Source organism: Pantoea sp. MQR6 (assembly GCF_022761075.1).
Classification (GTDB): Bacteria; Pseudomonadota; Gammaproteobacteria; order Enterobacterales; family Enterobacteriaceae; genus Pantoea; species Pantoea phytostimulans.
Genome location: NZ_JAKYXB010000001.1, coordinates 596,791 through 620,835, shown reverse-complemented (window position 1 = coordinate 620,835; position 24,045 = coordinate 596,791). Strand labels below are relative to the sequence as shown.

The 24,045-nt window shown below is 56.4% G+C and carries 18 protein-coding genes; 1 reads left to right on the top strand and 17 read right to left on the bottom strand.

Translation table 11 applies throughout. The features are described 5' to 3' along the window. Positions 1-163 precede the first annotated feature (163 nt). Complete coding sequence (locus MUG06_RS02685; RefSeq protein WP_243078483.1) at positions 164-2,329, top strand: EAL domain-containing protein; 2,166 nt, start codon at positions 164-166, stop codon at positions 2,327-2,329. 353 nt (positions 2,330-2,682) lie between these two features. On the opposite strand, the gene MUG06_RS02680 is transcribed toward MUG06_RS02685, so the two are convergent. The 17 genes from MUG06_RS02680 to MUG06_RS02600 all read right to left on the bottom strand — a co-directional run bounded on the left by MUG06_RS02680 (position 2,683) and on the right by MUG06_RS02600 (position 24,024). After that, positions 2,683-3,372: an isochorismatase family cysteine hydrolase gene (locus MUG06_RS02680; RefSeq protein WP_243077647.1), complete on the bottom strand. Its 690-nt coding sequence runs from the start codon at positions 3,370-3,372 to the stop codon at positions 2,683-2,685. Next, complete coding sequence (locus MUG06_RS02675; RefSeq protein WP_243077646.1) at positions 3,365-4,675, bottom strand: cytosine permease; 1,311 nt, start codon at positions 4,673-4,675, stop codon at positions 3,365-3,367. The genes MUG06_RS02680 and MUG06_RS02675 overlap by 8 nt, the downstream gene beginning before the upstream one ends. Further along, a complete protein-coding gene (locus MUG06_RS02670) occupies positions 4,675-6,117 on the bottom strand; it encodes an amidase (RefSeq protein ID WP_243077645.1) in 1,443 nt (480 codons plus the stop codon). The genes MUG06_RS02675 and MUG06_RS02670 overlap by 1 nt, the downstream gene beginning before the upstream one ends. Positions 6,118-6,462: 345 nt before the next feature. Beyond that, positions 6,463-7,305: an oxidoreductase gene (locus MUG06_RS02665; RefSeq protein WP_215846469.1), complete on the bottom strand. Its 843-nt coding sequence runs from the start codon at positions 7,303-7,305 to the stop codon at positions 6,463-6,465. A gap of 119 nt (positions 7,306-7,424) precedes the next feature. Continuing rightward, positions 7,425-9,206, bottom strand: coding sequence for a thiamine pyrophosphate-requiring protein (locus tag MUG06_RS02660; RefSeq protein ID WP_243077644.1), 1,782 nt, complete (start codon positions 9,204-9,206; stop codon positions 7,425-7,427). 64 nt (positions 9,207-9,270) lie between these two features. Beyond that, the gene (locus MUG06_RS02655) at positions 9,271-11,232 is read right to left on the bottom strand and encodes a hydantoinase B/oxoprolinase family protein (protein WP_243077643.1); all 1,962 of its coding nucleotides are present in this window, start codon (positions 11,230-11,232) and stop codon (positions 9,271-9,273) included. A 1-nt stretch (position 11,233) separates the two neighbouring features. Then, the gene (locus MUG06_RS02650) at positions 11,234-13,279 is read right to left on the bottom strand and encodes a hydantoinase/oxoprolinase family protein (protein ID WP_215846465.1); all 2,046 of its coding nucleotides are present in this window, start codon (positions 13,277-13,279) and stop codon (positions 11,234-11,236) included. Between the two features lie 18 nt (positions 13,280-13,297). Beyond that, positions 13,298-13,756, bottom strand: a complete 459-nt coding sequence (locus MUG06_RS02645; RefSeq protein WP_215846463.1) for a GNAT family N-acetyltransferase — start codon at positions 13,754-13,756, stop codon at positions 13,298-13,300. Between the two features lie 203 nt (positions 13,757-13,959). Further along, the gene (locus MUG06_RS02640) at positions 13,960-14,472 is read right to left on the bottom strand and encodes an Lrp/AsnC family transcriptional regulator (protein WP_243077642.1); all 513 of its coding nucleotides are present in this window, start codon (positions 14,470-14,472) and stop codon (positions 13,960-13,962) included. A gap of 139 nt (positions 14,473-14,611) precedes the next feature. Then, positions 14,612-15,925, bottom strand: a complete 1,314-nt coding sequence (gene gabT / locus MUG06_RS02635; protein ID WP_215846462.1) for a 4-aminobutyrate--2-oxoglutarate transaminase — start codon at positions 15,923-15,925, stop codon at positions 14,612-14,614. 113 nt (positions 15,926-16,038) lie between these two features. Continuing rightward, positions 16,039-17,172, bottom strand: coding sequence for a M20 aminoacylase family protein (locus tag MUG06_RS02630; protein ID WP_243078482.1), 1,134 nt, complete (start codon positions 17,170-17,172; stop codon positions 16,039-16,041). A 19-nt stretch (positions 17,173-17,191) separates the two neighbouring features. Next, positions 17,192-18,118 (bottom strand): glyoxylate/hydroxypyruvate reductase A, encoded by a 927-nt coding sequence (locus MUG06_RS02625; RefSeq protein ID WP_243077641.1) that lies wholly within the window; start codon positions 18,116-18,118, stop codon positions 17,192-17,194. Beyond that, positions 18,118-18,960 (bottom strand): GNAT family N-acetyltransferase, encoded by an 843-nt coding sequence (locus MUG06_RS02620; protein ID WP_243077640.1) that lies wholly within the window; start codon positions 18,958-18,960, stop codon positions 18,118-18,120. Before MUG06_RS02620 ends, MUG06_RS02625 begins: the two co-directional genes overlap by 1 nt. 10 nt (positions 18,961-18,970) lie before the next feature. Then, positions 18,971-20,302, bottom strand: coding sequence for an FAD-binding oxidoreductase (locus MUG06_RS02615; protein WP_243077639.1), 1,332 nt, complete (start codon positions 20,300-20,302; stop codon positions 18,971-18,973). Between the two features lie 256 nt (positions 20,303-20,558). Beyond that, positions 20,559-22,223: an ABC transporter ATP-binding protein gene (locus MUG06_RS02610; protein ID WP_215846456.1), complete on the bottom strand. Its 1,665-nt coding sequence runs from the start codon at positions 22,221-22,223 to the stop codon at positions 20,559-20,561. Continuing rightward, complete coding sequence (locus MUG06_RS02605) at positions 22,220-23,071, bottom strand: ABC transporter permease (protein ID WP_243077638.1); 852 nt, start codon at positions 23,069-23,071, stop codon at positions 22,220-22,222. The genes MUG06_RS02610 and MUG06_RS02605 overlap by 4 nt, the downstream gene beginning before the upstream one ends. Beyond that, on the bottom strand, positions 23,071-24,024 hold the full coding sequence (locus MUG06_RS02600; RefSeq protein ID WP_243077637.1) for an ABC transporter permease: 954 nt from the start codon (positions 24,022-24,024) through the stop codon (positions 23,071-23,073). Before MUG06_RS02600 ends, MUG06_RS02605 begins: the two co-directional genes overlap by 1 nt. Between the last annotated feature and the right edge of the window lie 21 nt (positions 24,025-24,045).

Sequence of the window (24,045 nt, the reverse complement as noted above, 5' to 3'; positions counted from 1 at the left end):
ACGGCCCCGCTTCTGATAAAAATCACTTAACTGTTAAGTTTGCGAGGCATTACGCAAATTTCGGTGGCAATTCAACAACAAGCTGCTGAGTGCGTTAACGTGCAGGTTAGCGGGATTCTGCTAGCTTTTAACCTGAACCCTCTCTGTTATGCGAACTCTTAAAATGATTAACAGCATCAAACTTTCTGGTGATTTTCGCCGCACTTTCGTTCGACAGGTGTTACTGCCGCTGATTGCCATTCTGCTTCTCACCTTCATTGGCGCAGGCATGGCGCTGTTTCTTGGCACTTCCTTAACTAATAGTGAAGCGAAACAGCAGCAACAGCGCATGATAGAAGCCTCTTTTTCGCAGAGCCTGAATGAGCATTTGCGGCAGTTGCGCAGCCTGTCGCGCTGGTCGCCGTTTGAACAACACCTGGCGCAGGCGCAGACCGACCCGCGCTGGCTGGATGAAAACGTCGGCAGCTGGCTCTATGAAATGTTTGATCATCAGGTGGTGATGGTGCTGGATGCGCAAAACCGTGTTTCTCGCATCTGGCGTGACGGACAGGCAGTGACGACCGAGAGCGAAGATCGTTTAGTGCAAGATGTGTTGCAAAGCCCACTGATCCACAATTCTCAGCATCAGGATGGGGTTGATTATGCACAGATTGGCGGGCGGGCCGCCGCTTTAGCCGTCGGAGATATCAAGCGTGATAATCAGCCTGGCGCGAACTTTCGCCTGATCAGCCTGAAATTTTTAGATGATGGTTACCTGGCAGGACTGGCGGAACGTAATCAGTTAGCGGGCCTGCATTTCTCTGACGGTACGCCGAAACCCGGCACACTGGCGCGCTATTTGATCGTTTCACAAGCTGGTGAAGCGGTCGGTTATATCAATTGGATCCCTGCCCGTCCCGGCGCGCAAATGCTGCGGACGGTTGGCCCCACCACCGGCATTGCAGTGTTGGTTATTACCCTGCTCTGTATTTACATGGTGCGCAGATTGTGGACCTCATCGCTTAACCTGTCGCAGTCGATGCTGAAGTTGGGAGCCAGCGAGGCGCAGGCACAGCATTTGGCGTTTCATGACGTATTAACTGGCCTGCCGAATCGTGCACTGGTGGAAGACCGTCTGACCCAGGCGTTGGCGCTTGCAGCGCGGCAGGAGCAGCGCGTTGCGCTGCTGTTGATTGATCTTGATCGCTTTAAAACCATCAACGATACCCATGGTCATCACGCCGGAGATGAACTGATCATCGCGGTGGCGCATCGTCTGAATGCCTTAGTCCGCGCCAGCGATACCGTGGGGCGCATCGGCGGCGACGAGTTCATTGTGGTGATGCCGGATGTCGATAACATCGGGCAAGTTCAGGCGCTGGCGCAGCGCATCGTTGATGAATTAAGCCAACCGTTTACCCTGTTTGGCAGCGAAGTCTGGAGCGGTGCCAGTATTGGACTGACGCTGGCACCCAAAGATGGTTTAGATCGGCTAGAGCTCATGCGCAAAGCCGATATCGCGTTGTATGAAGCCAAAAGCAGCGGACGCGGCAAGTATCGTCAGTTTGAGCGTGCCATGGATGAGTCGGTGCAAACCCGGCAAACCATCGCGGCAGATTTACGTGCCGCCCTGCAAAGCTACCAAGGGCTGGAAGTATGGTATCAACCGCTAATGGACATTAGCGGTCAGCAGGTAGTGACCATCGAAGCATTACTTCGCTGGAAACATGCTGAACGGGGCGAGATCTCGCCCGGCGAATTTATTGCGATTGCTGAAGAGACGGGATTGATTATTCCGCTCGGCGAATGGGTATTACGCGAGGCGTGTAAAACCCAGCAGCAGTTTAACGGTTTAATTGTGGCGGTAAACGTGTCACCGGTTCAGTTCCGTACCACCGGTTTTGTGCAGCGGGTCATGGATGTTGTGCAGCAAGCGGGTGGCGATCCTCATTTTATTGAGCTGGAAATCACTGAGGGTGTGTTGATTGAGGATGAGCACGAGGCGCGGGCGATTATCGTGGCTTTGCGTGAAGCCGGTTTCCGTATTGCCCTGGACGATTTTGGCACCGGCTACTCCAGCCTGAATTACCTCAGCACGTTTCCGGTCGATAAAATCAAAATTGACCGCTCGTTTACGCAATCGCTGGGCGTGGCGGAGAATTCTGTGGCGATTATCGAGTCGGTGGTGAAACTGGGGCATGCCATGGGATTAACAGTGACGGCTGAAGGCGTTGAGACGCAGGGGCAAATGTCTGCACTGGCCGATGCCGGATGTAATCAACTTCAGGGCTACCTGTTCAGTAAGGCGGTGCCGGTAGAGGAAATTGTGAGCATGATACGTCCGGGTTGATGTTTATGCTTTTATTTCAGCGAGCTGATGGCTGGCTACGGTTGTCTGCGCTGCCTTTATCCTCTGCGCGCTGCCTTTATCCTCTGCGCGCTGTCTTTATCCTCTGCGCGCTGTCCCCCATCCCAACCTTCCCCCGCACGCGGAGGAAGGGGCAGGTAAGCAGACGCTGGTGAGATAGGAGCGCATTACGCTGAATGCAACTCATCCCAACCTTCCCCCGCACGCGGAGGAAGGGGCAGATAAGCAGACGCTGGTGGGATGGCAGCGCATTATGCGGAATGCAATCCATCCCAACCTTTCCCCGTATGCGGAGGAAGGGGCAGATAAGCAGACGCTGGTGGGATGGCAGCGCATTATGCGGAATGCAACCCATCCAGCAACGCGGCTGAACTGGCCACCGCACCAAAAATCCCGCCTTGCATATGAATCATGCTTAATGCCGCTTCGTGGTGCTTCACTTCAGTCGCTGCACAACAATCGGCTAACACCAGACACTCAAAACCGCGATCGTTGGCTTCACGCAGCGTGGTGTGGACGCAGACATCGGTTGTGATGCCAGTAAGAATCAAATTACGGATTCCACGACTGCGCAGCACCAGTTCCAGATCGGTGGCGTAAAACGATCCTTTGCCGGGCTTATCAATAATCACCTCGCCCGGTAGCGGCGCCAGTTCAGGAATGATCTCCCAACCCGGTTCACCGCGCGTTAATATCCGCCCGCACGGCCCTGTACCACCAATCTCGGCATTCATGCGCTTTGAACGCCAGTGCTTATTCGCTGGCAAATCGCTGAGATCGGGTCGATGCCCTTCTCGCGTATGAATGATAGGAAAGTTAAGCGCACGCATCCGCGCCAGCACCGCTTTAATCGGTTCGATTGGCGCGCGCGTTAACGCAATGTCATAACCCATGCTATCGACATAACCGCCTACTCCACAGAAATCGGTCTGCATATCAATAATCACCAGCGCGGTATTGGCTGGGCTAAAGCTGCCATCAAACGGCCAGGCGTAAGGCGTGGAATTAACACTGAACTCAGGCATTCTCTTTCTCCATCATCGGTTGCGGCGCTTTGCCCCGCAGCTTAATAATCAGGCTGTAACTCAGCGCGGCCGTTACAAGGCCAATCACCGCTTCGCCAAACTGAGGAAACTCAACGTGTGCAATCACCGCACACAAGCTGCCGATTGCCCAAGCGGCGAAGGCGCTTCCTCTGAAACGCTGCGCTTTACGCTGTTCGCTGAATTTGGCCATAAAAATCAAATCAACAATCATTACCGCACCAAACGGCGGCACCACAATGCCCAGCAAGCTCAGCCATTCAAGGAAGTAAGACCAGACACCCGCCAGCGCCAACATGCCGCCGATTGCGCCCAGAATCAGCGTCCATAAGCGCATTTTGCTGCTGAACAGATGGCTAAAACCCACCGCACCGTTATAAAGACAATGGGTGCAGACCGAACCAAGATTGATAAACACGAACAAGCAGGCGATGGTGGAAAGGATTGCGCTGTGGCCCATTAACATCGGCAGAAAGTTGCCACCGTTGTTCAGCGGATCGACCGCTGCGCCTACCGCGACAATCACCACGCCAAACAGGTAAGAGATGACATTTGCCACCGGAAACGCTGAAAATGCTGCAACTACCGCCGAGCGTCCATTTTTGGACCAGCGAGTAAAATCGGCGGTCATGGTGCCGGAATCAGCAAATCCCGCCACCACCATGGTGACTGCGGTGCCCATGCTCATTGCGCCCGCCACGCTGGCGCTGCCCTGAAAAGCGGTGATGGTGCTAAAGTCGTGATCTTCTCCAATAAAATAGAGCGCCACTACGCCTAGCACCACAAACAGCGGCGCGGCAATCATGCCTAATACCGAGAGCGCCCGCACACCAAGGAAGGTGACGCCGGTATAAAGCACCATTGCGAATGCCGTAACCGCCAGCGCGTTCCAGCCAAAGGTTTGATTAATTACCGTGCCAGTCAGGCCAGTCTGGAAGGCGTACCAGCCGATCACCACCGTGGAGAGAAAGCCAGATACCAAAATGTAGCCTTTGCTGCCAAAGGTGCGTTTAGCCTGCAACGCGAAGTTCATTCCGGTATTGCCCGCCAGCCAACTCAGCGCGCCGACATAGGCAAACAGCACCAAATTCCCCAGCAGAATGGCAATCAGCGCCGGCCAAAAACCGAGATGCCAGGTGATCATGCCACCAAACAATGCGTTGGTGAGGATCATCGGGAAGCCAAACCACACCGCAGAGACGGAACCCGTAGAATGACGGTGCGTCACGGGCACCGGCTCATGTTCAAATTCCTGCTCTAACGCAGGGGATGATTGATTTTTCATTAGGCGATTCCTGTGAAAGCGGGTTGATGATGATTCCACGGTTGGATACGTTCAAACGCGGCGCTGGCCGCCAGCACTAAGGCGTCATCAAGATGGCGTCCCACAATTTGCAGGCCGATCGGCAGGCCGCTGGCAGTCAATCCGGCGGGCACTGATGCAGCTGGCTGGCCGGTAAAATTGAACGGGAAGCAGAAAGACAACCAGTGATCGCTGCGCACCATGCGGCCATCAATGATTTCCGGGCCTTGCATGTTGAGCGGGAACGGTGGCGTGGCTAAGGTTGGGGTAATCAGCAGATCGTAGCGCTGCATAAAACGCCATAAGCTGTTGCTTACCGCTTTACGGGTAGCGATGGCATCGGTAAAGGTTTCAGCGCGCCATTCGCGTTGCAGCATCGCGACCAGATGCGGCGACATGTTTTCACCCTGTTCACTCATCATCTTGCGCATGCCGGTTAAGTCACTCTCCAGCGCCACCAGCGCCCCAAACGCGGCACCTGGATCGCTGAAGCCGGGATCGGCGAGTTCCAACTCACAGCCCAGCTCGCGGGCAAAGCGCTCTGCGGCGGCGCTGACGACTTTCCGCACCTCAGGATCGACCGCGACATAGCCAAAGTCAGCGCTAAAGGCGATACGCAATTTCCTCAGCGGCATTTCCGGTGCCGCTAACCAGTCAACATCGCTACAGGGAATGGAGTGGCGATCGCGCATGTCTGGCCCGGCCATTAGCGACATCATTAAAGCCGCATCGCGCACCGTGCGTGTCATCGGGCCAATATGCTCCAGCGACTCCCAACTAGAGACGCCGGGATAGCGTTCATCACGGCAGCCCGGCCACAGCGGGACGCGGCCCATTGAGGCTTTAAATCCATAGACACCACAATGCGCAGCAGGGATGCGTACCGAACCGCCGCCGTCGCTGCCCAATGCCAGCGGGCACAAGCGCGCAGCCAGTGCTGCACCGGAACCGGCGCTGGAACCGCCGGGCGTCATGTTGAGATCCCACGGATTACGCGGTGACGGAAACAGCGGATTATGACCCACCCCGCTGTAACCAAATTCAGGGGCTGTGGTTTTGCCCAGCATCACGGCATCGGCAGCCAGCAAACGCTCAACGGTAATGTCGTCATCTTCAGGAATAAAATCTTTATAAGCCACCGATCCTGACGTGGTTTTAACGCCTGCGGTGCAGATCAGATCTTTGACGGCAAAAGGCACGCCTGCCAAGGCGCCCAACGTGTCGCCACGGGCGCGTTTAGCATCCACAGATTTCGCCTGCGCCAGCGCAATATCGGGTGTCGGCGTGCAAAACGCGTGAATGTGCGGCTCACGCTGATCCATGCGTTCCAGCGTCGCCTGAGTGATTTCTCGTGCAGAGACTTCGCCATCGCGGATCAGCTTCGCCAGCGTGGTCGCATCTTCATCTAATAAAGGGTCGAACATGGTTCACCTCGCCAAAATGATTACGCAAGGTGAGTTGCATTAAGCGTGCCATAAAGCGAGCAGGGCTGGGTAGCACGCGTGGATCTCAGGCGGGATACGCTCTTGGATACAAGATCGAATTCTTATAATAACTTTCGGTTGCGCGATTCGAGGTTGGATTGACTGATGGGCACGCTAATGGCGCAGCGATGCGCTATTTGGGGGAGCGTTGATGGCAATAAAAAAACCCCGCTGAATTAGCGAGGTTTATTCACAGGTGCGCATTTTGATGAGCAGCCAGAGTCACATTCTGTTTAGCCAGGGATTTTAGCAAAGCGTCTGGATAGCCCTGTCATTCTTTGAAAACTACTCAGGAAAATCTGTCTCCACCGAAGTCTGTTTCCAGGCCTCGATCTGAGCCAGCCGCTCTTTCAGTTTTTCCGTTACCGCTTCATATCCCCACGCGCCCAATACCAAGTGGCGCGGCGGATTATCGTGTTCGGTAATTGCGATCATCGCTTTCGCCGCGCGGGCCGGGTCGCCTTTTTGGGTGCCGCTGTATTCTGACGTGGACTTCATGCGCGCCGCCGCCGTTTCAGCATAGTCGGGCAATTTACTCGGCGTTTGATGCAGCGAGCGTCCCGCCCAATCGGTACGGAATGGGCCAGGCTCAATGCAGGTGACGTTGATACCCAACGGGCCCGCTTCCTGAGCCAGTGAATCGGACCAGCCTTCCACCGCGTGTTTGCTGGCTGAGTAATAGCCTGAGCTGGCAAAACCGATGAATCCAGCCACCGAAGTGATGTTGATTACATGGCCGCTGCGCGCTTTACGCATAGCGGGTAATACCGCACGCGTCAGGGCAAACAGGCCAAACACGTTGGCATCGAACTGGTCGCGAATCGCTTGCTCTTCGCCCTCTTCAACCGAACTTTGATAACCATAACCGGCGTTGTTGACCAGCACATCTACGGTGCCAAATTTTTCCAGCGCCGCGCTGACGGCTTTGTCGATGCTGGCTTGTTGCGTGACGTCCAGCGCCAGCGCTAATGCATTGTCGTGCCCCTCGACCAGATCCGCAACTTTAGCGGGATCGCGAGCCGTCACCACCACGTTGAATCCACGCGCAATGGTTTGTTGTGCCAGCTCGCGACCAAAACCGGTCGAGCATCCTGAAATAAACCATACCGGGCTTTTGTTTGCAGCCATGATGGGAACTCCCCTGTTTTTTCTAACGATTTATTTTGAACCCGGATGCGGACGCATCCGGGGGAAGAGACAATTAAAAGTAGCGGCACGCTTTAGCGCCTATTTAACCTTCCATGCTGTTATGACTTTTTATGAAACAGTTGGCTGGCCGTATCGCTGATGATCTGTGCGGCACCGCGATCGCCCTTCGCCATTGACGCCATAAAGGCTTTGGCCTGTTTGAAGGTAATATGCGGCGGCAGCGGCGCGACTTCAGGGTCGGTTTTCACTTCTAAAACCACCGGACGATCTGAACTCAGCGCTTGCTGCCAGGCGCTGGCCAACGCATCGGGATTATCGACAAAGATCCCACGCAGGCCGAGTGTTTCCGCGAACTCAGCATATTTCACATCCGGTAACTGCTGCGTAGCGTCAAAGCGCGGATTGCCTTCCATCACGCGTTGCTCCCAAGTCACCTGATTCAGATCCTGGTTGTTGAATACGCAAACAATCAAACGGGGATCGGCCCATTGTTGCCAGTATTTCTGGATGGTGATCAGCTCAGCCATGTTGTTCATCTGCATGGCGCCATCACCCACCAGCGCCACCACCGGTTTTTCCGGGTGAGCAAACTTAGCGGCAATCGCATACGGCACCGCAGCACCCATGCAGGCGAGGCCACCCGACAAGCTGGCGCGCTGACCTTGTTTGACACGATAGTCACGAGCAAACCAGTTAGCGCAGGAACCGGAATCGGAGGTTACAATGGCATTTTCCGGCAGCTGCGGCGACATCTCCCATACCACGCGCTGCGGATTAACCGGATTCGCCGGGGCATGCGCTCGATCTTCCATCTGCTTCCACCAGGTTTGCACCTGCACCGCAATCTCTTCCTGCCAGCTGCGATCGTCTTTATGTTCCAGCAGCGGCAACAGCGCACGCAGCGTTTCGGCGGCATCACCGTGAAGGTTAACTTCATTCGGATAACGCAGACCTAACATAGCGGGATCGATATCGATTTGTACCGAACGCGCCTGGCCCTCTTTGGGCAAAAATTCCGTCCACGGGAAGCCGCTGCCTATCATCAGCAGCGTGTCGCAATCCTGCATTAGCTTCCATGAAGGCTCCGTTCCCAACAGGCCAATCGAGCCGGTGACAAACGGCGCGTCATCCGGCAGCACATCTTTGCCGAGCAGCGCCTTCGCAACACCTGCACCCAGCACATTCGCCGCCTGCACCACTTCCACCGCCGCGTTTCTTGCACCCGCGCCGATTAAAATCGCCACTTTTTTTCCCGCGTTTAATACCTCAGCGGCGCGCTGTAAATCGGCTTCATAAGGCACGACTTTAGGCCGCTGATAACCGGGCCCGGAATGGGTGAAGCCGTGCAGATGCTGCGGTGCTTGCCACTCTTCATCCTGAATATCTTTGGGAATGATCAGCACCGCAACGCCGTTTTGCGCAATAGCGATGCGCACGCCGCGATCAATCAAATGGCGCACCTGTGCGGGCGACGCCGCTTCTTGCACGAAATTAGCGACGTCAGAGAAAACGCGATCGAGGTTCATTTCTTGCTGATAACTGGCCCCACGAGCAGTCACTTCCGCTTGCCCGGCAATGGCTAACACCGGCGCGTGGTCCATTTTGGCATCGTACAGGCCGGTGAGAAGATGGGTTGCGCCTGGGCCACCAGTGGACAAACAGACGCCCAATTCTCCGGTAAATTTCGCGTGTCCGGCGGCCATAAATGCGGCCATCTCCTCATGACGCACCTGAATAAATTCGATGCCATCGCCGTTTTTATTGGCACGTTGGATCGCGCCCAGTACACCATTAATGCCGTCGCCCGGATAACCGTAAATACGCGTCACGCCCCACTCTTTCAGGCGCTTGACAAAAAAATCACTGGTTTTGCTGCTCATCGTCGCGTTCTCCCTTTAGTGTCTGTTGCAGACTTAAAGCGTAGACGACAATGCGCAGCCTCAGTTATTTACTCGACATGGCCGGATAGCGTTGGCGTAACGCGCTGAATATTTGCGTCATATCCGCCGTTTCGCCTACTTCCTCCACCGCCTGGAATACCTGCGTTTTCAGGAAGTGACGCCAGCTGATGGGCGCATCCGCCAAAAAAGCGGTCAGCAATTGATAACGCGCAGGCGTCCAGAGCGTTTCAAAGGCGCTGCGGGCCGCACCGTGATCGAAATGCTGCGTAACGCTTTGCGGCAGGTTCGCCCGTAAATCTGCCGTCGCGGCCACATCGATTTCATCATTCCTTATCACCACACCATATTGGCTGCGTGCCGCGTCCAGGCTGAGAAACCCGCAGCGTACATCCGTTAACACCGCCTGCGGATCGCGCTGTGCAGCCAAGCCGTAACCGCCCGCGCCGGGACCACGCACCTCAACCACATCGCCTGGCTGGCATTTGATCACATCGGTGTTGCCATGCTCAATCACCTTGCCGTCACGCAGCGTGCGAAAATGGGATAGTGCACCCGCCTGGCCGCCCACCGCACCTGCTGACGCAAATACTGAGCGATTGCGATTACGGGCGGTGATGGTTGTGTCTGGCGAGAAGAGTTCAAACGCCATTTCGGTTGCCAGCCCGCCACGGTATTTTCCCGCGCCCGCGCTGTTCTGCGCCAATCCATAACGGATAAAACGGATGGGTACTTCGGCTTCGTTGATTTCGATCGGCGTATTTTTCAGGAAGGCGGATAAGCCGCCGGAACCTTCTGGACCATCGTGGCGCGGCGTGCCGCCAGCACCGCCGCCAACGGGTCCCAACGAGGCCACCACGCTGCGGTTTTGCGCATCACTGGTGCGAATGTTCATAATAGAGTTACCGCCGGGCGAATTGGCGGGTAAGCGATCCGGCATTGCCAGAGAAAATACGCCGACAGTGGCGATTTGCGAGAGCGCACAGGTTAGTGAGCGCATACCAACTGCCGCTGGCGCTTCGCAATTCATTATCGTGCCAGGCGGTAAAATTGCGCGTGTTGGACGCAGCGTTCCGGCGTTCAATAGCAGGTTGCGATCCAGCGTTGAAAGCACATACGTCACGCCGACCAGCGCCAGCGGATGACGCTCGCGCCCGCCGGTGGGCATATTCAGCGACGAAGTGAGTTGCGGATCGCTGCCGGTGTAATCCAGCTCCAGCGTCTCGCCGTGCACGCGCAAGGTGATCGCCACGCGACAAGGATAACCGCCCTCGCCATCTTCATCGGCGTAATCAGCATAGAAATATTCACCATCCGGGATGGTGGCGATAACGCTTCGCGCCTGGCGTTCGGCGTAATCGAGAATGCCTTCAATGCCCTGTAAAAAATCATCGATACCAAAACGGGCAATAATGTCGTGGATTTTGCGCTCGCCGACGTTCACCGAGGCGAGTTGCGCTTTAAAATCACCCCAGTTTTGATCGGGTACCCGCACGTTAAGGCGCATGATGCGCGCCACGTCTTCGTTTAAAACGCCGTTGCGCATGATTTTCAGCGGCGGAATACGAATGCCTTCCTGCACGATGTCGGTCAACGAGCGCGACAGTGAAGCAGGCACCGCACCGCCCACGTCGGTGTTATGAATGTGACCGACCACAAAGCAGACGATTTCACCGTGGTGAAACACTGGCTTCCAGATGTGTATATCGGGCGAATGCGTCGCCACATTGCCTGCGTAGGAATCATTGGTGATGCAGATGTCCCCTTCGGCATAATCGTCAATCAGCGCCAGTACCGGCGCGTAATCAATACCGCTGTACCAGGGCGCGCCAAAGCTGCGCGGTGAAGCGAAAGCTAATCCCTCGCGGCTAACAATTTGGCAGGAGAAATCTTCGGTCTCTTTCACGAAGGTGGAGTGCGCGGTGCGCATCAGAGTAAATGCCATCGCATCGGCGGCGGCAGCGCAGTAGTTCGCGAGAATCTGTAAGTTACGTCCATCAATAGCCATGTTATGCCTCCAGCGCCGTGATCAGCAGGTTGCCAAATTCATCCACCTTCACCGTCATCCCCGGCGGCACGCAGGTGGTGCAATCATCCTGAGCGACAATCACCGGGCCGTTAAATTGATGACCCGCGAGCAGCGTATTGCGTAACACCACATCAACCTGATGAAACGCACCATCAATCCACGCCTGAACCTGCTTCACCGCGTTGACCGGTTCACTGGCGAGAGGTAAACGATTTAACGCCGGTTTAGGCGTTGGCGAGCTGATCACCAAACGCAGGTTGATCAGTTGAACCGGCGCATCGGCATCACAATGACCAAACATCTGCTGATGCTGCCGATCAAAAGCCGCATGAAGCGCGTTGACGTCTGCCTGTGCCAGCCATGCCTGCTCAAGCGGCACGTCGATTTCAAACGACTGACCGCGATAACGCATGTCGGCGCTGAACTGCAGGCTATAAGGCATTTCAGCGCCGTGCTCCTGCGTTAGCCAATGGCGTGCACGTTGGCTGAGCGTCTCCGCTTCGGTCGCCAGTTTGTCGGCCAGTTGACGATTGAGATCGCTGTAGAGCGTGCGAATAAAATCGTTGCGAATATCCGCCACTAAACCGCCGAGCGCGGAAAGCACGCCAGGCGTCGGCGGCACGATCACCCCTTTCATGTTGAGTTCTCGCGCCAGGAAACAGCCCATCATTGGGCCTGCACCACCGAACGCCAGGAACCAGAACTCACGCGGATCGAGGCCAAAGCGCGACAGCAAGCCGCTGGTGTCGCTGTACATGCTGGAAACGGCAAGCTGAATGCCCGTTTCGGCGGTCTCTTCAATGGAGATATTCAGCGCTTCGGCCAGCGGTTGCCACGCGGTGCGAGCCGCAGCAATATCGACTTTTACTGCGTTATAGCCAAGATCGCCATGGCCGATCATGCCGCAGGCGGCAAAGGCATCGGTGGCGGTGGGCTGTGTGCCGCCGCGCTGAAAACAGACCGGTCCCGGCAGCGAACCGGCGCTGTCCGGTCCCATTTGCAGCACGCCTTGCCCGTCAATCCACGCCAGCGAGCCGCCGCCTTGCCCTACCGAGGTTACTGCTACAGAAGGAATGTAGATCGGGAAATCACCAATGATTTCGCCGTTGCCCTGCGCGACTTCACCCTTAATGATCACCGCCACATCTGCGCTGGTGCCCCCGATATCCAGGCTGAGAATATTATCGAACCCGCAGGCGCTGGCGAGATAGCTGGCCCCAATCACGCCCGACGCGGTGCCAGATAACACCATTTGCACGCATTCACGTTTCGCCTGCTCCACACCCATGACGCCACCGTTAGATTTGGTGATGCGCGGCGGTGGCGTCACGCCCATGGTGCGCAACGCGTTTTCAAACGATTCGAGATAATTGATCACCATCGGCTGTACGTAGGCGTTGATGGTTGCAGTAATAGTGCGTTCGTACTCGCGAATAATCGGCCAGATATCAGCGGAACAGGACGTGAGTAACTCGGGTGCGACCTCAGTAATGATCGCCTTTACCGCAGCTTCATTATGGCGATTGCGGTAGCTGTGAAGCAGCGAGACCACAATGCCCTGACAACTTGCGGCGCGCGCTTCTTCAATCGCGTCGAGCACGCTTTGACGATCAACCTGCTGAAGCACATTGCCGTCACGATCGGTGCGTTCGCGGATGGCGAAAACCCGATCGCGGGAAATCAGCGGCGCCGGACGGCGTGAAAACAGATCGTGAATATGGGGGATTTTCAGGCGCGCCAGCTCCAGCACATCGCAAAATCCATCAGTAGCGAACAGCGCAAGCCGCACACCTTTACGCTGAATAACAGCGTTAATGCCGACGGTGGTGCCATGGGTAAAGTAGCTGATTTCGCTGGGTTGAATGTTGTCGCGCTGCTGAAACTGCGCCAGACCGGTGAGAATTTCACTGCCCGGCTGATCCGGGCGCGACAGCACTTTCAGGGTATGAATCTGGTTAGTGTGCTGATCCAACACGGCAAAATCGGTAAACGATCCGCCAATATCCACGCCAACGCGGTAACGCATGTTGAGTTAACTCCAGAGTCAGGAGAGAGGAAATTCCATTAGCTTGTGTGGCTCTTGCACCACTCGCCAACCGAGTCGCTGATAAACCTGATGGGCATCGTTGGTTGAAAGCATCCAGCGATGCACCGTTTGCAATTCTTTGTGCTCACGCACGCAGGTCGCGAGCCAGCTTCCCAGCCCGTGTCCGCGCCAGTTCTCATCAATCATCACATCGCACAGCCAGCCGAAACGGGTGTAATCGGTGATTAACCGACCAAAGCCGATTTGCGTAGTCTGGTGTGAAGCGTGGTGATAAAGGCCAAACGGCAGCGAGCCCGCAATGGCCCGCATGGTTTTCTCGCGCGGCTGACCTTTCGCCCAGTACGAGCGTTCGGATAACTGCATGTGAATCCAGTCGAGATCGAGCCGCTGCCGTTCGGTAGAAAGGGTGAAGTCATCGCGCTGCCACTGTTGATCAGCAATGTGTAAGAGGGTCATGACAACTCCTTGTATCGGTTGGGATCAGTTTAAAAGTGTTGGTCTGCACAGCCAGGCTGAAGCGGCCGCGTTAACCATTAAGATAAAGGGAATTTTGGGCAGGAAAGAAATTTTATGCTGCGTGAAGTTTTATCGGGAAACGGTGCAATTTTCTCCTTACCCAGCCTTTCGCTCAGAGGGAAAGGGCTGGGCAAGAGAAAAGCTTATGCACCAAACTCTATTGGATTGTGTTTGGCGATCAGCGACCGCAACGGCACGCTGCTTTTCATGATCGGAGATTTAATCACGATATAGCTGAAGTACTTATCGATGCCGATTTGCGCATCCAGCATCTTTTCAATCACTTCCTGGTAATGTTCAATGCTGCGGGTAATAAAGCGCAGCAAATAGTCGTAGCCGCCGGTAATTAAATGGCACTCCATCAGCTCATCCACATCACGCATCGCGCTTTCAAATTTCATGAAATCTTCGCGGCGATGGCCCGACAGCGTAACTTCGGTAAAAACCGTCACGGAATCGGTGATTTTGGTCAGATTGATGTGGGCTTCGTAGCCCGTGATGAATCCCGCCTGTTCCAGCCGTTTAACCCGTTGCAGGCAAGGGCTGGGCGAGAGGCCTACGGCATCGGCGAGATTAACATTGCTGATACGGCCATCTTTTTGCAGTTGCACCAGGATGTTGATGTCGATGCGGTCTAATTTCATTAAGCCGTTCATAGCACCTCATTGTTAACCATTTAGGTTTAACCTCCCGAAGATATACCACGCTTTAAGGTCAATGCGCCAGCCTCACGCAGTGGTCTTACCATCGGGAAGTTTTCAAATTATTTCAATAATATCAATGAGGAAGCAAATGTTAGCCCAAGCGTCCAGTCGCACGTGCCAAGGCGATATCGAAAATATGTAACGCCTCTTCCAACTGTGAATCAGTTGTGACCAGCGGAGCAAGGAAACGCACCACGTTGCGATGCAGGCCGCATTTAATCAGCAGCAATCCTTCCTGGCAGGCGCAATCCAGAATCTTCTGCGTCAATGCCGCGTCAGGACGACCGGTTTCATAATCCAGAATTTCCACCGCCTGCATAAAGCCAACCCCACGCGCATCCGCGATACAGGCATACTTCTCTGCCAGCTGGCGCAGGCGCGCATTCAGCTGTACGCCAAGCTGATTTGAACGCTCAAGCAGGTTGTCATTTTCCAGCAGATCCAGCACCGCCAGCGCCGCTGCACAAGCGAGCGCGTTACCGCCGTAAGTACCGCCTAAACCACCCGGCGTTGGTGCATCCATGATCGCTGCTTTACCCACGACGCCAGAGATGGGTAAGCCGCCGCCGAGGCTTTTTGCCACGGTGACCAGATCCGGTTTGATACCCAAATGCTCGAAGGCAAACATCTTGCCGGTACGACCAAAGCCGGTTTGCACTTCATCGCAAATCAACAGAATGCCGTGTTGCTCAGTAATACGACGCAGTGCCTGCATGAAAGCGGGGCCGGCTGGCAGGAAACCGCCGTCGCCCTGCACCGGCTCAATGATGATCGCCGCTACGCGTTCGGGCAGAATCTGCGCCGCAAACAGCTGATCCAGCGCTTTCAGGCAATCGACTTCCGACACGCCATGCAGCGGGTTTGGGAAGGGTAAGCGATAGATTTCGCCAGGGAATGGGCCGAAATTTTGTTTATAGGGCGCGCTCATGCCGGTGAGTGTGACACCGAGCAGCGTACGACCGTGAAACGCGCCGTCAAAGGCGATAATGCCTGGACGTTGGGTGTGAGCGCGGGCAATTTTTACCGCATTTTCTACCGCTTCTGCGCCGCTGGTGAAGAACACGCTTTTATAGGCTTCATCGCCGCCTACCAGTTTATTCAGGCGCTGCGCCAGTTCGATGTAACCCGGATACGCTACCACCTGAAAACAGGCGTGCGACACCAAACCAAGCTGACGCGTCACCGCATTCACTACCGCCGGATGATTATGACCGACGTTAAGCACACCAATGCCACCGACGAAATCCAGATAGCGATTGCCTTCAACGTCCCAGACTTCACTGCCTTTGGCGCGTTCAATGACCAGCGGATGCGCGGTGACGACGCCACGCGGCACATTCTGCTCACGCGCATCCAGTAACACAGCGTTATCCGAATATGTTTGCTGTTCCATAACATTCTGCATTTTCAACCCCTATCCACGTAACGTTCGATTGGCTCAAGTATCGCAAGCGGTTGGATTCGCACGCTGCTGTAATAACCTGAGCAGCGGCATTTCCTGTCAAAATCCTGCGTCAATCAGCAGGGAAATTTCTCACTCAGCGCCTGACGAACCAGCGCGACAAACGCATTGATGCCGTAAGGGATCAATGCGTCATTAAAGTCGTAAGCAGAATGGTGCAGCGGCTTGCTCGGCGCGCTGCCCAGCCAGAGATAAGCGCCGGGTTTGGCCTGCAACATAAACGCGAAATCTTCTGAGGTCAGCGCGGGTTGTCGAGCGGTTTCGGCAGTAAATCCCGCCTGTTTAACCGCGTTCAAGGCAAAATTCGCTTCAGTTTCGCTGTTGACCGTGGCCGGGTAATAACGCAGATAGTTGACCTCGACATTGAGCCCATGCGCTGCCGTGACGTGTTCTGCCATCTGGCGCAGCCGCGTTTCGATAACATCCTGCGCCGCCGGGCTAAAGGTGCGAACGGTGCCCGTGATGCTGGCTTCCGCCGGGATCATGTTGTGTGAGAATCCGCCCTGCATCCGCGTCACCGTCAACAGTGCCGGTTCGCAAGGATCCAGCGCACGCGCCACCAGGGTATTCAATTGCACCACCAGTTCGCTGGTCGCCAGCAAGGTGTCGCGGGTGAGATGCGGCTGCGCAGCATGACCGCCGCCCCCTTTTACCGTGATGTCGAAACGATCTGCCGCCGCCATGATGGCGCCGGGCCGGGTGTGGATTTCACCCAGCGGCAGTTCCGGCCAGTTGTGAATCGCATACACCGCTTCGCACGGAAAGCGCGTGAACAGGCCATCGTCAATCATCGCTTTGGCTCCCGCCTGCCCTTCTTCGGCAGGCTGGAAGATAAAGCAGACGCTGCCGTCAAAATCAGTGTGCCGCGCCAGCTGCTCGGCGGCCCCTAATAACATCACCGTATGACCATCGTGACCGCAGGCGTGACAAACACCAGCATGGGTGCTTTTCCACGGCGCATCGCCGTTGTCCTGCATCGGCAAAGCGTCCATGTCGGCGCGCAGGCCAATCATGCGGCTGCTTTGCCCTTTTCTCAGCACGCCTACCACGCCGGTTTTGCCGAGTCCGCGATAGACCTCAATGCCCAATGCCTGAAGGAAGTTCGCCACGATATCGCTGGTGCGTTGCTCCTGATAGCCCAGCTCAGGATGCGCGTGCAGATCGCGGCGCAGCGCAACTAAGGGTTCAATAGCGATCTCAAGATTCATTTCAGTAGCCTCGCGAGCGATCAATTAAACCGATCATCGGTTCACCACGCTGATAACGGCGCAAATTTTGCAACAGTGCCGCAATGGCGCTGTCGGTTTGCGTTTGGCTGGCGATATGTGGCGTTAACCAAATCGCAGGATGTGACCAGAAAGGATGCTCCGTAGGCAGCGGCTCGGGATCGGTAACGTCTATCACTGCGGCGCGCAGCTGACCGCTTGCCAGCGCCGCCAGCAGATCGTTTTCATTAAGCTGGGGCCCGCGTCCGGCCTGCACCAATCCCGCGCCGTAAGGTAACTGGCGGAACAGCTCAGCATTGAGCAAGCCTCGGGTGGTGGAGGTCAGCGGCAACAGGCAAACCAGAATGTCGCTCTGGGCAAGGAAATCCGCCAGCTGATCGTCGCCATGCCAGCAGCGCACCCCCTCGATTTCGCGTGCTGTGCGGCTCCAGCCGGCACAATCAAATCCCATGGAAACCAGCTGTTTCAAGGCAGCCTGGCCGAGTTCGCCTAATCCCATGATGCCAACTCGGCGTTGTGACGCAGGAATGGCGTTATGCGCCCGCCATTGCTGATTGCGCTGCTGCTGGAAATAGCGCGGCATGTCGCGATGCAGGCCAATCACCGAAAAGGTGATGTATTCAACCATGCCTTGCGTCAGGCCCGGCTCAATCATCCGCACAACCGGAAGATCGGGCGGCAGTGCAGAGAGATCAAACTGATCCGCGCCCGCCCCCACCGAAAACAGCACTTTCAGGTTGGGAAAGGTGGCAAGAATATTAGCCGGCGGCTGCCACGCCACCAGGATTTCAACCTGATCCGCCTCGCCGATGTCGGGCCACAGATGCAGCTGAATATCTGGCGCGTGCTGCGCTAGCCAGGCCTGCCAAAGCAGACCGCGTTCAGGTTCCGATTTATAAACGATATGCATCAGGCCATCGCCTGGGTCATTAACCCAAACGCCTGCATGCCTAGTGGCGTCCAGGGCGTTCCCCGCACCATGATGGTGGGCGCATCCACCTGTTCCAGTCCGAGCGTAGTCAGCCACTCCGCCAGCGGCAGCGCGCCATCGGTATCAATGCGAATGAATTCACCGCCCAGGCCCTGCATCAGCGCAGTAATTAACGCCTGAGCAACCGGTAATTCTTTCGCGATCACTGGGCCAATCGCCCAGCCATGACCGAAACGGCGCAGGCTGGCGAAGCCCTGAATCTGCTGTTGGGCATTTTCCAGCACGATGGTCTGATTATCAGCAATCAGGTGCTGGTATAACGCAGGGCGCAGCATGCCGTGCGCCTGCTGATCTAACGCTACCAGCGTGGCATGATCGGCTTCGACCGCGCTGCGCAGCTGCAATCCGGTAGGAATGACAACGTTTGGTACCGCAGCCAGCGCCCGCGTTTGATGCTGACGGATGCTGCCGCAGGTGACAAACCCGAGCTTCTCATACAGCCCTTTACCCATTTCGGTGGCGTGCAGCCTGACGTTATAGCCCGGCACTTTTTCCAGCAGCGCCAGCATCAGCTGCTTGCCTAAACCGCGTCCTTGCTGCTGGTTATCTACAATCACTAATCCGATGGTGGCGGCTTTGTCGCCCCAGCGCCAGAGAATCGCGCTGCCGATCAGTTTGCCGTGTTCTTCAATCACCACGCCTTCACCCAACTGCTGCGCCAGCTGCCAGTCTTCGCGGCGATGCGGCCATTTCAACGCTTGCGTCAGGGTAAAACAGGTGTCGACATCGCCCGCTGTCATATTGCGTACGGTCATATTCATTGCTGTCTCCTTACATCATGCCCGGGGTTTCTAAGCCGCTGCCATCAACCAGACGGCTGTAACGATAGGGTGTGGGATCAACAATCGGCGTGGACTCGGTGGCAAGATCGGCGGCAAGACGACCCGCGCCCGGCCCAATGCCAAATCCGTGGGCGCTGTAGCCTGCCGATAACACCAGTCCCGGCAGTTTTGCCACGGTTGAAATCACCGGAATCGCGTCTGGCGTGCTGTCGATCATGCCGCCCCACGACTGCGCCAGCTTGAGGTTGGCCAGCGCCGGATACTCTTTGCGCATTGCGTCCAACCCTTCCTGCACAATGTTCGCGTCGGCGGCAGGATCAAGAATGCGCATCCGCTCAAACGGTGATTGCGCATCAAATTCCCAGCGGCCCATCGCTTCCGGGCCGTCAAAGAACGGCTTAAAGCCGAGGTTAAGTTTGAGATTCTTGCGGCGACTTTTGAAGGTGGGATAGAACTGACGCGCATAGCGCAGCCCTTGTGCACCCGGCTCTAAACGCCCGCGTCCCGATACCGAAACCGTGTAGCTGCCATCCAGCTGTGGACGACAGGCGAAACCTGGCGTGTAAAGCGGCATGCCGATGGCTTGCTCAATCGGTTGGGTGCGGAACGCGGTGCCGATCACATTGCCCAGCGGCAGGTCGATGCCGTGACGACGGCAGAACATGGAAGTCCAGGCACCCGCTGCGCAGATGACCCGATTGGTTTTGATCAAGCCGCGTTCGGTCCAGACGCCGCTGACACGCCCGGCGGAGATGTCCAGCCCGCGCACCGCGCATTGCTGAAACACCATTGCGCCGAGACGCTGCGCACCGATGACCAATCCCGGCGCGGCCAGCCGCGGTTCGGCGTGTCCGTCGGTGGGTGACGAAACGCCGCCAAGCCAGGCAGTGGTGCTGCCGGGCGTCATCGCTTTGGCCTGTTCAGCGCTGAGCATGTCACTGCGCACGCCGTAGTTTTTGGCCATCTGGCCCCACTTTTCCCATGCGGCGATGTCTGTTTCGATGCGCGTGGCGTAAACCAGCCCGCTGCGGCGGAAACCCAGCTCTTCACCCGTTTCCTGGTTAAGCTCGCCCCAGCGCTGGAGCGAATGGATGATCAGCGGTAATTCGCGTTCGTCGCGGTTTTGTTGGCGACACCAGCCCCAGTTACGGCTGGATTGCTCCGCCCCAACCAAACCTTTTTCGATTAACACCACTTTTAAACCCTGTTTCGCCAGTTCCCACGTGGCAGCTGAACCGGCAATACCGGCGCCGATGACGACCACATCTGCGGCGTCTGGGAAATTTGCACTGTCCTGTACATATCGAATCGGTGCAGGCATAGCGTTGCTACCTCTTTTTTGCTTATTGGATGGGTGTAGTCACCCTGAATAAATTGTGCTGGCTGCTTTAGTTTGTGCTGGCTGTCCCCCATCCCGGCCTTCCCCCGCCTGCGGGGGGAGGAGACGCTGCCGCGTGCGGGTGTTAAGCTGGCATAAAGCAGCGTCTTCCTCCCCCATTAATGGGGGAGGACCGAGGTGGGGGAAAGCCAGCACCCTCTAAAGGCAGCGCGCACCCGCCAGTGAAAGCACCCTTCCGTTATTCCGCCTTCAAAATCTCTTCGTGCTCATCCAACCAACCTTGCCTTAACTCCGGCACGGCGCGTTTCAGGCGCTCGAAATAGAGCTCGCTGGTTGGCTTGTCATAATCATTACGCGACAGCTGCGTCACGATGCGGCCACTTTTCATCACCACAATCTCATCACACACCGCGCGTACTGCGTGCATATCGTGGCTGATAAACAGTACCGACAAGCCCAGCTCACGGCGCAGCTCGCTGATCAAATCCAGCACGGCGGCAGCGACCACGGTATCCAGCGCTGAGGTCACTTCATCACACAGAATCAAATCGGGTTCTGCAGCCAGCGCACGCGCCAGGTTAACGCGTTGCTTTTGACCGCCCGACAGCGCCCAAGGGCGACGCCACAACACACTACGTGGCAGCTTCACCAGATCCAGCAGCTGATATAAACGCTGTTGGCGCGCCGCACCGCTCAAGCCATGAAACAGCGTCAGCGGGCGCGAAAGAATACGTTCAACACTGTGCGACGGGTTCAACGCGGTATCCGCCATCTGGAACACATACTGAATGCGGCGCAGCTCGTTATCGGGACGCTTATGCATATCGCCCGAAATATAGTGCCCGTTAAACAGAATGTGGCCGTGACTCGGCGCGTTTAGCCCGGCAATCGCGTGGGCCAGCGTAGTTTTCCCGGAGCCCGATTCGCCGATGATGCCAATCGCCTGGCCTTTCCATAGCTTGAGATTGATCTCTTCAAGAATGCGGGTTTTCGGATAACCATCGCTACCCCGCGGGCCGTAACCCGCCGACAGATCGCGCACTTCCATCAGTGGCTGGATATCGGCTTCTACCGGACACCAGTTGCTTGGGCGCTCTTTCTGCTGAGCAGCATCCATCAACAGGCGGGTGTATTCCGCCTGCGGTGCGCCAATCAGCTGTGCGGTGCTGCCATATTCGGCAATTTGTCCACGCAGCAGCACCAGAATGCGATCCGCCATTTGCGCGACCACCGCCAAATCGTGGCTGACATAAATTGCCGTCACGCCACGCTGTGCTACTACGCGGCGAAACGCTTTCAGAACTTCAACCTGGGTAGTGACGTCTAATGCGGTGGTGGGTTCATCAAGGATCACCACGTCAGGATCGCCAATCAGCGCCATTGCCGTCATTAAACGTTGCAGCTGTCCGCCAGAAACCTGATGCGGAAAACGGTCGCCGATAGTTTCAGGGTTCGGCAACGCCAGCTCGCGAAACAGCCCAATCGCTTTGGCTTTCGCGTCTTTGCGCGTCATGGTGCCGTGAATCACCACGGGCTCAATCACCTGATCAAGAATCTTCATGCCGGGATTGAACGAGGCCGCCGCACTTTGCGCAATGTAAGAGACTTTGTTGCCGCGAAACGCACGCAGCTGCGCGGGCGTCAGGCTGTTCACATCGGTCCCGGCCACGTGAATGTTGCCCTCGGCGATACGGCAACCGCTGCGAGCGTAGCCCATTAACGCCATTGCGATGGTGGTTTTACCCGAGCCAGACTCGCCAATCAGCGCCAGCACTTCGCCCTTTTGCACCGTGAAGCGAATATCTGAAACCAGATCGATCTCTTCACCCCTGTCGGTCTGCGCCGTCACGCGCAGTTTATCGACTGAAATCACCGGCATTGCCGTATGTGGCATCACGTTCATGCTCCCTCCTTCGCTAATGTCATGGGACGCATCGCTTGTAAGCTGTCGATGAACAGATTGGCACCAATGGTCAGGCTGGCAATCGCTAACGCAGGCATTAACACCGCAGGAGAACCATCAAACAGGCCCTGAATATTTTCGCGTACCAGGGTGCCCCAGTCGGCGTACGGTGGTTGCACACCAAGGCCGAGGAAGCTCAAACCACTCAGCAGCAATACGATGTAGACAAAGCGCAAACCAAAGTCGGTCAACATCGGATGCAGCATATTGGGCAGGATGTCGTGGATCGCGACATACCAGCGGCTTTCGCCACGCAGCCGTGAAGCACGTACGTAATCCATGCTGCGCAAGCTGCTGGCCATGGCAAACGCGATGCGGAATGCGCCCGGCCAGTACGTGAATACCGCTGTAAGGATCAGCATCGGCAGCGAGGAACCAAACACAGCGACGATCATCAGCGACAGTACTTTGCCCGGCAGCACCAGCAGTGCATCGTTGACGCGACCCAGTACCTCTTCCAGCCAGCGTCCCGCCATCGCGGCCAGCAGCGCCAGCAACGTGCCGATCACGCTCGCCAGCAATGCGGCGCTCAGCGCCAGGCCGATGGAGAATTTTGCGCCATACAAAATGCGGCTCAACATGTCACGGCCCAAATAATCGGTGCCCAACACGTTATCAGCGGTTACGCCGCCCATTAACGGGCCGCCACCGATATCATCAATGTTGTGCGGTGCCAGTTGATTACCGAATACCGCCATCAGCAACCAAAACAGGGACATCAACAAACCCAGTCGGCCTGAAATCGACAACGACTGAAAGAAACGCCAGGGAAGCAGCAGCGTATTCATTAGCTTCTCCATTTCGGATTAAAGGCGATGGTGAGAATGTCTGCCGCCAGCAGCAGCACCAGATACGAGGCGGCGAACAACATCACGCAGAGTTGCACCACCGGCAGATCGCGGTTGCTGACCGCATCCACCAGTTGGCTGGCGAGACCGGGATAGCTAAAAATGGTCTCGATGATAATGACGCCACCAAACAGGTAGGAGAGACTCAGCGATATGGCGTTGGCAATTGGGCCAACTGCATTGGGCAGCGCATGACGCAGCACTGCACGCAGCGGCGAGACGCCTTTCAACAGCGCCATTTCCAGATAGGGGCTGTCGAGCTGGTTGATAATGGCGGCTCGCGTCATGCGGGCCATCTGCGCCACCAGCACGCAGCACAGCGTGAGCACCGGCAGCGCGTAGGATTTCAGATAACTGATTAAATCCATATCCGGGCTGCCAAACGACATCGCAGAGACCCAATGCAGTTTCACCGCAAAGATCAGCACCGCCACGGTCGCGACTAAAAACTCGGGCACCGCAACCGTTGCCATGGTGCCAATCACCAGAGCACGGTCCAGCCTTGAACCCCGATTCATTGCCGCCACAATGCCGATAATCAACGCCAGCGGCACGCAGATCAGCGTGGTGATCCCCGCCAGTTCAAAGGTGGCGGGAATGCGCTGCGCCACTAATTGTGAAACCGGCAGATGGCTGGCAAATGAGGTGCCAAAATCGCCCTGCATCATGCCACCCAGCCAACTGAAATAACGCATCAGCAGCGGCTGATCCAAGCCCAACTGCTGACGCAACGCCGCTACCGTTTCCGAGGTAGCGTTTTGCCCAAGGATCATCTGCGCCGCATCACCCGGCAGCATACTGGTGATAAAAAACACCACCGCCGAGACGATCAGTAAGGTCAGGATGCCCGCGCCAACACGCCGGGCAATCAGGAACATCATGTATCGGTTCATCGGCGTACTCCTTTTCACGGT

What these genes read in the sequence shown, in the direction of transcription:
- MUG06_RS02685 (WP_243078483.1), top strand. Translation starts at nt 164, where the DNA reads ATGATTAACAGCATCAAACTTTCTGGTGATTTTCGCCGCACTTTCGTT.
- MUG06_RS02680 (WP_243077647.1), bottom strand. Translation starts at nt 3,372, where the DNA reads ATGCCTGAGTTCAGTGTTAATTCCACGCCTTACGCCTGGCCGTTTGAT.
- MUG06_RS02675 (WP_243077646.1), bottom strand. Translation starts at nt 4,675, where the DNA reads ATGAAAAATCAATCATCCCCTGCGTTAGAGCAGGAATTTGAACATGAG.
- MUG06_RS02670 (WP_243077645.1), bottom strand. Translation starts at nt 6,117, where the DNA reads ATGTTCGACCCTTTATTAGATGAAGATGCGACCACGCTGGCGAAGCTG.
- MUG06_RS02665 (WP_215846469.1), bottom strand. Translation starts at nt 7,305, where the DNA reads ATGGCTGCAAACAAAAGCCCGGTATGGTTTATTTCAGGATGCTCGACC.
- MUG06_RS02660 (WP_243077644.1), bottom strand. Translation starts at nt 9,206, where the DNA reads ATGAGCAGCAAAACCAGTGATTTTTTTGTCAAGCGCCTGAAAGAGTGG.
- MUG06_RS02655 (WP_243077643.1), bottom strand. Translation starts at nt 11,232, where the DNA reads ATGGCTATTGATGGACGTAACTTACAGATTCTCGCGAACTACTGCGCT.
- MUG06_RS02650 (WP_215846465.1), bottom strand. Translation starts at nt 13,279, where the DNA reads ATGCGTTACCGCGTTGGCGTGGATATTGGCGGATCGTTTACCGATTTT.
- MUG06_RS02645 (WP_215846463.1), bottom strand. Translation starts at nt 13,756, where the DNA reads ATGACCCTCTTACACATTGCTGATCAACAGTGGCAGCGCGATGACTTC.
- MUG06_RS02640 (WP_243077642.1), bottom strand. Translation starts at nt 14,472, where the DNA reads ATGAACGGCTTAATGAAATTAGACCGCATCGACATCAACATCCTGGTG.
- gabT (WP_215846462.1), bottom strand. Translation starts at nt 15,925, where the DNA reads ATGCAGAATGTTATGGAACAGCAAACATATTCGGATAACGCTGTGTTA.
- MUG06_RS02625 (WP_243077641.1), bottom strand. Translation starts at nt 18,118, where the DNA reads ATGCATATCGTTTATAAATCGGAACCTGAACGCGGTCTGCTTTGGCAG.
- MUG06_RS02620 (WP_243077640.1), bottom strand. Translation starts at nt 18,960, where the DNA reads ATGAATATGACCGTACGCAATATGACAGCGGGCGATGTCGACACCTGT.
- MUG06_RS02615 (WP_243077639.1), bottom strand. Translation starts at nt 20,302, where the DNA reads ATGCCTGCACCGATTCGATATGTACAGGACAGTGCAAATTTCCCAGAC.
- MUG06_RS02610 (WP_215846456.1), bottom strand. Translation starts at nt 22,223, where the DNA reads ATGAACGTGATGCCACATACGGCAATGCCGGTGATTTCAGTCGATAAA.
- MUG06_RS02605 (WP_243077638.1), bottom strand. Translation starts at nt 23,071, where the DNA reads ATGAATACGCTGCTGCTTCCCTGGCGTTTCTTTCAGTCGTTGTCGATT.
- MUG06_RS02600 (WP_243077637.1), bottom strand. Translation starts at nt 24,024, where the DNA reads ATGAACCGATACATGATGTTCCTGATTGCCCGGCGTGTTGGCGCGGGC.